This is a genomic window from Acinetobacter sp. 1424608 (assembly GCF_000588255.1).
Lineage (GTDB): Bacteria > Pseudomonadota > Gammaproteobacteria > Pseudomonadales > Moraxellaceae > Acinetobacter > Acinetobacter nosocomialis.
Window position 1 is genome coordinate 1 of the sequence record NZ_JFXL01000045.1, and the last position, 2,343, is coordinate 2,343.

Consider the following 2,343-nt stretch of genomic DNA (forward strand, 5'->3'; position numbering starts at 1 on the left):
TTTTTTTAGATCGATGGGTGGTTCTGTTGGAGCTTTTGATTGATCGAAAGCTTGCGAGGAAGCTGAAATCAGTTGATTTTTCCAGTCGATAATTTGGTTTTGATGAACATCAAATTCAGCACTCAATTCAGCAAGTGTTTTTTCTGCTTTAATCGCAGCAAGTGCTACCTTAGCTTTAAAATCATTTGAATGATTTCTTCTTGGTCTACGTGCCATAAAATACTCCATATATTGATGTTTATAACATCATTTGGGGAGCAAAATATCACTTATAAGTGTTGTTCAAATTTCCTGATCCACCTCTTACCTTCGAAGTTCTTTTACATAGTTTTAATTTAGAAACACCTGCTTTGAAAAAAATTGCAGAGATTGTCCACTATCTTGATATTGGCGGGGTTGAGCCACCCGAAGCTTCAGGCATAGAAACCGTCTTTGCAGGAATACATGAAAACATTACAGATGATGACCAATTATTAGTCGCATCAAATGCAATCTTTAATGGCCTATTGTCTAGCTTTAATAAAAATAGCTCTGTACTGAATGATTAAACGCATCAAATACTTTTTAAATTTCAAAAATTTAGGTGAAATAGCAATGAATACAAATGAAGATTCCACTGCTTTAGCTGAAAGCATTCCCCCACATGAACTTCATGGTGTTTCATTTCGTGAAGCTTTTTGGGTATGGCTTAAAGTAGCTGCGCTTAGCTTTGGTGGACCTGCGGGGCAAATCGCAGTAATGCATAAAATTTTAGTTGAAGAGAAACAATGGATTAGTGAAACGCGTTTTTTACATGCCTTAAATTACTGTACACTTGTTCCTGGTCCTGAAGCACATAAGTTGGCTGTATACATAGGTTGGTTATTACACCGAACACGTGGCGGACTCGTTGCGGGTACTCTCTTTATTTTACCGGGTCTACTTGCATTAGGAATACTAAGCTGGATTTATGCAAGTTATGGTCAGATTAGTATTGTTCAAGCATTATTCTTTGGATTAAAAGCAGCCGTACTTGCAGTAGTTCTTGAAGCTGTCATGCGTGTAGGTCGTCGAGCCTTAAAAAACAAGGTGATGGTCATTGTCGCTATCTTGTCATTTATCGGCATCTTTATCTTTGCTTTGCCTTTTCCATTTATTATTTTAGTTGCTGCGCTTATCGGTTACATCGGAAATAAAAGTGGAAGTAAAGCATTTAACGCCTCCTCATCTCATTCTGACGCTAATAGCTCTAATGCTTCATTAGCAGCTATTGATGCTGCTTTTGCTAAGCAGATCCCAGAGCATGTACAACCTTCCCATACAAGAGCTCTAAAAATTACTCTCATTGGTTTGGTCTTATGGCTCGGCCCACTTATAGCTTTTATTACTTTAATGGGCAAAGATAATGTTTATACGCATATCGCTCTATTCTTCAGCAAAATGTCCGTACTTACGTTTGGTGGTGCTTATGCAATTTTATCTTATGTTGCACAGCAAGCCGTCGAAAACTTCCATTGGCTTAAACCTAGTGAAATGCTGATCGGACTTGGTATGGCTGAAACCACCCCTGGCCCCCTGATTAGTGTAGTTCAGTTTGTAGGCTTTATGGCAGCGTATCGAGACCCAGGATCATTGAATCCTGCCTTGGCTGGTACTCTTGGAGGTATATTAGCGAAATGGGTAACATTTGTACCCTCTTTTCTATTCATTTTTATTGGTGCTCCATATATTGAAGCATTAAGAAATAATAAGGCTTTAAATGCCATACTTTCGACAATTACAGCAGCTGTTGTTGGAGTGATCCTTAATCTATCAGTGTGGTTTGCATTACATACATTATTTGCTGAAGTTAATGTAATTCATAAATATGGAATGGTTTTACAAGTTCCAGTTTTATCCAGCATTAACCCATGGTCACTAATGTTATCAATCATAGCTATGCTTGCTTTATTCCGTTTCAAACTTGGAATGATGACTACTTTAGCTGGTTGCTGCGCTATAGGAATTATTCTTCACTTTTTCGGGATAAGCGGCTAATCACTTATAACTATATAAAAATGTTTTAGTTGGACTTATTTGTCCAACTAAAACAGAGGTGGTCCCACATGTTTGAACAACTAAAAGCTTATTTATAAGTGATACTCTGCTCTAGTTAAGCTACCTTATTTTGTTGTGGTAGCTGGTCATAGTAAAACTCATCTGGAGTCATTTTGTCCAGACTCGAATGAGGTCGTTTCAAATTATAAAATTCAAAATATGCGTTTAATTGCTTCTTCGCATCCAAAACATTGCTGTAGGCTTTGAGATACACCTCTTCATATTTAACGCTCCGCCATAATCGTTCAACCATCACATTATCAACCC

At 37.6% G+C, this 2,343-nt stretch carries 2 protein-coding genes and 2 pseudogenes; 2 read left to right on the forward strand and 2 right to left on the reverse strand.

Annotated features, from left to right (window positions below; genetic code table 11):
* A pseudogene (locus tag J678_RS22690) lies at positions 1–228 on the reverse strand (IS3 family transposase); the annotation flags it as partial.
* A 74-nt stretch (positions 229–302) separates the two neighbouring features.
* Between J678_RS22690 and J678_RS22695 the strand changes: the two are divergent.
* Together J678_RS22695 and chrA are read left to right on the forward strand one after the other, a co-directional pair.
* Positions 303–548 (forward strand): annotated as a pseudogene (locus J678_RS22695) (chromate resistance protein ChrB domain-containing protein); the annotation flags it as partial.
* 46 nt (positions 549–594) lie between these two features.
* The gene (gene chrA / locus J678_RS22700) at positions 595–2,016 is read left to right on the forward strand and encodes a chromate efflux transporter (RefSeq protein WP_002040866.1); all 1,422 of its coding nucleotides are present in this window, start codon (positions 595–597) and stop codon (positions 2,014–2,016) included.
* Between the two features lie 115 nt (positions 2,017–2,131).
* Here chrA and J678_RS22705 read toward each other — a convergent pair.
* On the reverse strand, positions 2,132–2,343 hold a 212-nt coding region (locus tag J678_RS22705; RefSeq protein ID WP_032027550.1), incomplete at its 5' end, for an integrase core domain-containing protein.